The 7,788-nt window shown below is 75.6% G+C and carries 6 protein-coding genes; 3 read left to right on the forward strand and 3 right to left on the reverse strand.

All coding sequences use genetic code 11. The features are described from left to right. A partial coding sequence (locus ACFV0G_RS30130; protein ID WP_380554896.1) for a polysaccharide deacetylase family protein occupies positions 1–648 on the forward strand: 648 nt, incomplete at its 5' end. On the opposite strand, the gene ACFV0G_RS30135 is transcribed toward ACFV0G_RS30130, so the two are convergent. From ACFV0G_RS30135 to ACFV0G_RS30145, 3 genes are all read right to left on the reverse strand, one after another. Then, positions 624–1,184: a low molecular weight phosphatase family protein gene (locus tag ACFV0G_RS30135; protein WP_380554898.1), complete on the reverse strand. Its 561-nt coding sequence runs from the start codon at positions 1,182–1,184 to the stop codon at positions 624–626. The genes ACFV0G_RS30130 and ACFV0G_RS30135 overlap by 25 nt on opposite strands. Further along, positions 1,181–3,877 (reverse strand): polysaccharide biosynthesis tyrosine autokinase, encoded by a 2,697-nt coding sequence (locus ACFV0G_RS30140; protein ID WP_380554900.1) that lies wholly within the window; start codon positions 3,875–3,877, stop codon positions 1,181–1,183. The genes ACFV0G_RS30135 and ACFV0G_RS30140 overlap by 4 nt, the downstream gene beginning before the upstream one ends. Before the next feature lie 236 nt (positions 3,878–4,113). After that, positions 4,114–5,253 carry a hypothetical protein gene (locus ACFV0G_RS30145; protein WP_380554902.1) on the reverse strand — a complete coding sequence of 380 codons (1,140 nt, stop codon included), beginning with the start codon at positions 5,251–5,253 and terminating at the stop codon, positions 4,114–4,116. A gap of 335 nt (positions 5,254–5,588) precedes the next feature. Here ACFV0G_RS30145 and ACFV0G_RS30150 point away from each other — a divergent pair, with 335 nt between their 5' ends. Together ACFV0G_RS30150 and ACFV0G_RS30155 are read left to right on the forward strand one after the other, a co-directional pair. Continuing rightward, entirely contained in the window at positions 5,589–6,851 is a 1,263-nt protein-coding gene (locus ACFV0G_RS30150; protein ID WP_380554904.1) for a MurT ligase domain-containing protein, read from the forward strand. A 110-nt stretch (positions 6,852–6,961) separates the two neighbouring features. Continuing rightward, positions 6,962–7,690: a type 1 glutamine amidotransferase gene (locus ACFV0G_RS30155; protein ID WP_380554906.1), complete on the forward strand. Its 729-nt coding sequence runs from the start codon at positions 6,962–6,964 to the stop codon at positions 7,688–7,690. Positions 7,691–7,788: the final 98 nt, after the last annotated feature.

Here is a 7,788-nt window from a genome sequence, read left to right on the forward strand (position 1 = left end):
ACTCCCGCGCGGGGCCGCACCCCCCCCGGCGCTGTGTGGGGGGGGCGCCGGGCGCCGCCCCGCCCCGCGGCGGGCCCCCCCCCCCGGCGGCCCCCCCCCCCCCGGCCGGAGGCCACGGCGCACCTGCTGAAACTGCTGCCGGAACGTGAACGCCTGTTCGCCCTGGACGAGTTGCGCAGCACCGCCGGGCGCCCGGCGCCGCGGCTCAGGCAGCTGACCGCGGGCCAGCTCCGGGAGCTGGAGGCCGGCGGGGTCGCCGTCGGGAACCACACGATGACCCACCCGTGCCTCGACCGGTGCGACGACCGGCAGCTGCGCACCGAGGTGCTCGACGCCCACGACCTGCTGACGCAGGCGCTCGGGCACCGGCCGACCGCCTTCGCGTACCCCAACGGCAACACCGACGAGCGGGCACACCGGCTGCTCGGCGCGGCCGGCTACCGCTCCGGGTTCCTCTACAACCACCGGCTCGCCGCCCCCCGGGGACGGCACCCGCTGCGGATCGACCGGCTGGTGGTCTCCACCCGGACGACTCCCGACCGGCTGGCCACCATCCTCTCCGGGCTCCACCCGGCCGTCTTCCGGGTCGCCCGGCGGGCCGCCCGGGCGGCGGCGCACGCCGGTCAGCTGGCCGCCGGGCGGAGCTGACCGGCCGCCACCAGGTACGCCGCGCGCCGCACCGCCCGGTCGATCCGGTCGGCGCAGGCGCGCAACCGCTCCGGCGGCAGACCGGCCGGGTCCTCGACGTCGTCCGCCGCGGGCCGCGGCACGGGGGCCCGGCCGCGCCGCGCGGCGGCCCGCGCCACGACCTCGCGCGGGTCGTCCGGCGGGCCGTCGGCGAGCCGGACGAACTCCTCCAGGACGAAGCAGCGCCGCAGCGCCACCGGGTGCAGGCGGACGGCCGCCTCCCGGTGCTCGCGGGCCAGGCCCAGCACCAGGTCTGCCCCGGCCACCAGGTCGGCGGAGAGCCGCCGGCTGGCGAACGGGCCCGTCCCCGCCCCGAGTTGCGCCAGCACGCCGGCCGCCGCGGGCGGCAGCGGAGCACCGGGCCGGGCGTGCGTGCCGGCACCGGCGACCTCGAACCCGCCCGCGGCCGGGCCGAGCCGGGCGGCGAACAGCCGCTCCGCGATGGGAGAGCGGTAGAGGTTGCCGGTGCAGACGAACAGCACGCCGAACACGGTCATCCGGCCCACCGGGACGCCGCCGCGCTCTCACCGGTCGCCGGGCCGGGCACCTCCGCGGTGGCCGGCGTGCCCGGGCGGACCTCGTGCCCGTACCCGTAGCCGTAGCCCTGGCGCTCCAGCTGCGCCATGCTCAGCACGCCGCCGAGGACGGGAGTGCCGGCCGAGCGCAGGGCACCGACGCCGGCCTGGACCCGCTCGGCGGGTGTGCGGCCGGCCCGGACGACCAGCACCGCGCCGTCCACCAGCGCCGACAGGCCCACGGTGTCCGCCACGGGCAGCAGCGGGGCGCTGTCCACCACCACGGTGTCGTAGGTGTCGGCGAGCTCCTCCAGCACCTGCCGCATCCGGTCGGAGGCGAGCAGCTCGGCCGGGTTGGGCGGCATCGGGCCGGAGGTGAGCACGCTCAGCGTGCCGTCGCCGGCCTGCTGCATCACGTCGGCGAAACCCGCCGCGCCGATCAGCACGCTGGTCAGCCCGGCGTCCTGGACGAGGCCGAAGGCGCGGGCGACGGACGGGCTGCGCAGGTCGGCGTCGACCAGGCAGGTACGGCGGCCGGTCTCGGCGAGCGAGAGCGCCAGGTTCGCGGCGGTGTTGGTCTTGCCCTCGCCGGCCAGCGAACTGGTCACCAGGATGATCCGCGGGCGACGGTCGACCTGCGCGAACTGCAGGTTGGTCCGGACGACGCGGTACGCCTCGGCACGCGCGCCGTGCGCCGCGTGGGTCACCGCGAGGGCGTCCTCCCGGGCGTGCTTGTCGAACGGCACACTGCCGAGCACCGGCAGGCCCGCCGTCCCGGCCAGGGCCTCCGCGGTGCGCAGCGTGGTGTCCAGGGCGTCGCGCAGCAGCGCGAGGCCGACCCCGGCCAGCAGTCCGGCGAACAGGCCGGCCCCGGCGTCGAGCAGCGGGCGCGGCGAGACCGGGCCGGACGGGTCGGCGGCGGTCCGGGTGATGCCGATGTGGACGGGGGCGGCCGCGTTCTGCCCGGGCGGCGTCTCCAGGGCGACGATCTGCCGGCCGGCCTCGGCGGCGACCGCGTTGGCGAGCTGGGCGGCGCGCGCGGCCCGCACGTCGGTGACCGTGATGTCGATCAGGACGGTGTTGGGCTTGGCCGTGGCGGTGATCCGGTGGGCCAGTGCGGCCGGGTCGAGGTCGAGCCCCAGCCGGTCCGCGACCGCTTTGGCGATCGTCGGGCTCGGGATGATCTCGGCGTAGGACTGCACCCGGGCCTGCGAGAAGGCGCTGCCCTGGTTGAGCTCGGCGATGTCGCCGGTGGCCCGGGTGGAGACGAAGATCTGGCTGGCGGCCTCGTACTGCGGGACGGAGAGTGCCGCGACACCCAACCCGCAGCCGAGTCCGACCAGGGCGAGCAGTGTGATGGACAGCCATCGGCGGGCGACGGCCTTGGCGAATGCGCGCAGGTCCACGGTGGATCCCTTCGTACCCGGTGGGTGGTTCGGATGCCGCTGGCCGCGGCTCGGGCCGGCCGCCCCGAGGCTGGTGCCGACGACCACCGCGATCGGCACCATCACGAAGACGTAGACCAGCAGGTTGGAGGTGAGGACGTTGAGGCTGAGCCCGACGAGGGCGAGCAGGGCCGCCTGGTGGATCGCCCAGTCGTCCCTCCCGCGGGCGGCCCGGCGGCGGCGCAGCGCGCCGCGGACGAGCAGGAGGACGGCGGCCACCCACAGGGCGAGGCCGAGGGCCCCGAAGTCGTGCCAGAGCCGCAGGTAGTCGTTGTGCGGATGGCCGAGGCCGGGATCGGCGAGGAGCAGCTCGACGCTGCCGATGCCGTGGCCGGTCCACGGGGCCTGCCGGATCGCCGCCCAGGTCGTGGCCCACAGCTCCGCCCGCCCGGAGGTGCCGACGGCCAGGCCCGCGACGGTGTGGCTGTCGTTGTAGACGAACCGGTCCCGGAGCGGCTCGTACTGGGTGACCAGCAGCAGCGCGGCGAGGCCGGTCACCGCGGCGAGCAGGGCGGCGCGGCGCAGTTCCCCGCGGCCGCGGCCCTTGACCACCAGGCCGAGCAGCAGCACCGCGCAGACCGCGGCGGACGTCCGGGACAGGCTCAGGAAGTCGGCGGCGAGGAGGATCAGCGGTGCCAGCCAGCCCCAGCGCGACCGCCCGGCCAGCGGTACCGCCGCCACCATGCCGACCCAGATCGCCTCGCCGAAGATGCGTTTGGGGAACAGCACGCTGTTGCCCGCGCCGTGGCGGGCGACGGTGATCAGGTAGGCGACCGCCGCAACGACCGCGGCCGCCCTCATGAGGCGCAGCAGCAGCAGGCCGGAGCCGGCCGACGTCCAGGTGGCGGCGAGGGCGATCAACCCGACGAAGGCCAGATAGACCAGGGCGTTCTGGGTGCCGGGGTCGGTGCGCTGATGGACCGCCGAGGCGGCGGCCCAGCCGGCGAACGCCCAGAGCGGCAGCGGCACCGGCGACCGCCGGGGATTGACCGGCTCCAGTCGGCGGGCCAGCCCGTCCGGGCGCCGCACCAGGGCCGCGGGCAGGGCCAGCGCGACCCCGAGGAAGATGGCCGCGGTCGCGGGGCCGCCGAGGCCGAGGCTGGACACCGTCCCGCCGGTGAGGGTCCAGAAGGTCGCCAGGACGACCAGTGGCAGCCGCGGCCTGCGCCGCTCCGGCGGGCGGCCGGTCCGAACTCCGCCCGGCGCCGGGACCCCACCGTTCCGGGACACGGCGGACGCCCCCGCCGGGGCCCAGGGCGGCGCGGCGGCTCGGGCCCCGGACGCCGTGAAAGCCATGGCTCCCCTCTCCGCCCGTCCGTGGAGCGGGCAACTGCCGGGCCTGGCCCGGGGCCGGCCCGTGCGGGCGGCGGGCAGCCCCGACCGGCGAGGCCCGACTGCCATGGCGACAGGGTACGGTGACGGAACGTGATGTTCCGGAAGCAACGCGTACGGGTGGACCGTCCGGGCTAGGGCACTTGCGCCACCTCGTGCGGATCCCTCAGGCGGGGGCCGGGGGTGACCGGGTCCGGCCGGCCCGCCGGTGCTCCGGCCGGCAGCACGCCGAAGTGGATGAGGTCGGCGCTGCGGCGGCGCAGGGCGACCTTGGCGGCGAGGTGGTCCGCCAGCCAGTTCGGCACGCCCTCGCCGACCCCCAGGGGTACGCCGCGGGCCGGCATTCCGGCCGCCCCGCGCTGTTCGCGGACGGCGTTGGCCGCCACCGTCGCGGCGCGCCCGTCGGGGCGGGACCCGAGGATGCTCAGGAACCCGTCGGTCTCGGCGAGGTGGGGGCGGTACCAGATGTACGGAGCGTCGGAGAGGAAGGCCGCGAGCATCGAGAACGTCGAGATCGAGCAGACCAGCAGGTCCGCCGCCGCGAGGACGGAGAGGTCGCCGAGCGTGCTGCGCGGCGGGGCGATGGACTCGCGCCACTCGGGAAGCATCCGGGCGACGAGCCCCGGGTCGTCGCTCATGATCTCGATGTGCAGGGCCGGTCCCAGGCGCTCCCGAAGGGCGCCGAGCACCGATCGGTACCACTCGGCGGGCAGGCGCTCGTTGGTGTCGCCGGGGCCGGGGCCGGTCGGGCCGGTCGCGCAGAAGTCGCCCAGCCGGACGTGCACGGCGACGTGGATCCGGTCGGCGCCCGGCTCGCAGTCGTCGAGGCCGATGTCCGGGAGCCGGCCGAGCAGGGTGTTCCGCAGGAAGTTGCGGGACCGCGCGATGGACACCAGTCCACCGGTCATGTTCCGGTGGACGAGGACCAGGGCGCGCCGCCGGGACCAGCCGTACTCCCCGTCGAGCACCCGGATCGCGGCGCCGTAGTCGCTCTCCCCGGTCGACCGGACCATCTCGTCCGTCACGGTCTGTGTCGGCAGGGCGGCGCGCAGCGCCAGATGCCCGCACCAGTCCAGCCGGGATGTGCCGAACTCCTCCCAGTACCGGCGGCGGTTGAGGCCCCAGGCCGGGGGCAGCATGCCGAACCCCAGTTCGCGGCTGGCCAGGTAGGCCTTGGCCCAGGGGAAGATCTCGTTCCCCAGCCCCTCGCCCCTGACCCTGCCGACCGTGCGGGCCAGGCAGATCCGCGTCCCCAGGACGCTGTTGGCTCCCATGCGACTCCCTCTCGACGAAACACTCGCGGCCCAGCATGGGGCGGGCCGGAACGGCGGCCCGGGCCGCAACACCGACCGCCGCCGCCACGGCACCGCATTGGCGTACGCGGACGAGCGGCGGCCCCCGGACCGCAGGCGACGGGCGGCGCCCCGTCCTGTGCCCCCGGTGGCCGGAACTCCCCGGTCGGGGCGGTGCGGAGGGCCGTCGCGGCAGGCCGCGCGGGGTCCGGGGCTCAGACGTGGGGCCCGGAGTGGGTAGGCTGACCTCCGTCCCCGCCGCCCGTCGGTCACCTCACCGGCCCGGGCGGTGCCGCAGCAAGGAGGAACCACTGAGCATGGCAGGCACCGATTCGGAAGCCACGGCCGCACGCGACGCCTCGCTGCCCGCCCGCGCCAAGATCGCTGTGACGGCCGGCAAGATGGCCGCCGCCCTCTCGCAGAAGGCCGGCCGGGGCAGTGGCTCGGTGATCGGCGGCAAGATCGCGCTGAGGCTCGACCCCGATCTGCTGGCCACCCTCGCCGAGCACCTGGACGTGGTGCTGGTCAGCGCGACCAACGGCAAGACCACCACCACCCGGCTGATCGCCGAGGCACTGCGCGCCGCCGGCCCGGTGGTCTCGAACGCTCTCGGCGCCAACATGCCGGCCGGCATCACCGCCGCGCTGGCCGGCGGCTCGGACGCGCGCTTCGGCGTGATCGAGGTGGACGAGAAGTACCTGGCGACCGTCGCCCGGGACACCCGGCCCAAGGCCATCGCACTGCTGAACCTCTCGCGCGACCAGCTGGACCGCGCCGCCGAGACCCGGATGATGGCCGAGAAGTGGCGCGAGGGTCTCAAGGACTCCGACGCGGTGATCATCGCCAACGCCGACGACCCGCTGGTGACCTGGGCCGCCTCCTCCTGCAAGAAGGTGGTCTGGGTGGCCGCCGGGCAGGCGTGGAAGGAGGACGCCTGGTCGTGCCCGTCCTGCGGCGGCGTGATGCAGCGCCCCGGTGACGACTGGTTCTGCTCGCAGTGCGGATTCCGCCGCCCGAACCCGCACTGGGCCCTGCAGGGCACCCACGTGATCGACCCGCACCGCGGCGCCTGGCCGATCCAGCTCCAGCTGCCCGGCCGTGCCAACCTCGCCAACGCCACCAGCTCGGCCGCGGTGGCGGCGGTCTTCGGCGTCGCGCCGCAGGTCGCGCTGGAGCGCATGCAGACGGTGGCCGCGGTCGCCGGCCGCTACGACGTGGTCCAGTACCAGGGCCGGGACGTCCGCCTGCTGCTCGCCAAGAACCCGGCCGGCTGGCTGGAGACCTTCACGCTGATCGACCAGCCGCCGGCGCCGGTGGTGCTGTCGGTGAACGCGCTGGACGCCGACGGCACCGACACCTCCTGGCTGTGGGACGTGGACTACGAGCGCCTGGCCGGCCACCCGATCTTCGTGATGGGCCAGCGCAAGCTCGACCTGGCGGTCCGGCTCGAGGTCGCCGGGCTCCAGTTCCAGGTCGTGGACACCCTGGAGCAGGCCGTGCGGGCCGCGCCCGCCGGCCGCATCGAGGCGATCGCGAACTACACCGCCTTCCAGCAGCTGCGCAAGGCGGTGGCGGGCTGATGTCGTACCCCACCGACCCGCAGTTCCAGCACCAGCAGTACCAGCAGACCCCGCAGCAGCCGCCGCAGCCCCCGCAGGCGCCGCAGCAGCAGTACGGAAGGGCTTCGAGGATGAGCGAGAGCAGCCTGCGGCTGGTGTGGGTCTACCCGGACCTGCTCAGCACCTACGGCGACCGCGGGAACGCGCTGGTCGTGGAGCGCCGGGCGCGCCAGCGCGGCCTCGGCGTGACCCGGATCGACGTCCGCTCCGACCAGGCGGTGCCGACCAGCGGCGACATCTACCTGATCGGCGGCGGCGAGGACCGGCCGCAGCGGCTCGCGGCCGAGCGGCTGCGCAACGACGGCGGCCTGGTCCGCGCGGCCGAGAACGGCGCGATCATCTTCTCGGTCTGCGCCGGGTACCAGATCCTCGGCCACGAGTTCATCAACGACCTCGGCGAGCGCGAGCCGGGCCTCGGCCTGCTCGACGTGTGGACCACCCGCGGCGAGGGCGCCCGGTGCGTCGGCGACGTGCTGGCCGACGTGAACCCGCAGCTCGGCCTGCCGCAGCTGACCGGCTTCGAGAACCACCAGGGCGTCACCCACCTCGGCCAGGGCGTCAAGCCGCTGGCCACCGTGCAGGCCGGACGCGGCAACGGCACCGGCGACGGTACCGAGGGCGCCTTCCGGGACACCGTCTTCGGCACCTACCTGCACGGCCCCGTGATGGCCCGCAACCCCGCGGTCGCCGACATGCTGATCAAGCTGGCGCTGGACGTGAGCGCCCTGCCGCCGGCCGACACCACGTGGTACGACGCGCTCCGCGCGGAGCGGATCGCGGCCACCAGCCAGCCCGCCTGAGTAACCCCGGGAGCGGCGGGGGGGGGGGGGGGGGTGGGTGTCAGCACGAAACCCCCGCCGCGCCAGAGCAAAGAAATAATAAAAGCAAACACGCACCC

The organism is Kitasatospora sp. NPDC059571 (genome assembly GCF_042735675.1).
Classification (GTDB): domain Bacteria; phylum Actinomycetota; class Actinomycetes; order Streptomycetales; family Streptomycetaceae; genus Kitasatospora.

What these genes read in the sequence shown, in the direction of transcription:
- ACFV0G_RS30135 (WP_380554898.1), bottom strand. Translation starts at nt 1,184, where the DNA reads ATGACCGTGTTCGGCGTGCTGTTCGTCTGCACCGGCAACCTCTACCGC.
- ACFV0G_RS30145 (WP_380554902.1), bottom strand. Translation starts at nt 5,253, where the DNA reads ATGGGAGCCAACAGCGTCCTGGGGACGCGGATCTGCCTGGCCCGCACG.
- ACFV0G_RS30150 (WP_380554904.1), top strand. Translation starts at nt 5,589, where the DNA reads ATGGCAGGCACCGATTCGGAAGCCACGGCCGCACGCGACGCCTCGCTG.
- ACFV0G_RS30155 (WP_380554906.1), top strand. Translation starts at nt 6,962, where the DNA reads ATGAGCGAGAGCAGCCTGCGGCTGGTGTGGGTCTACCCGGACCTGCTC.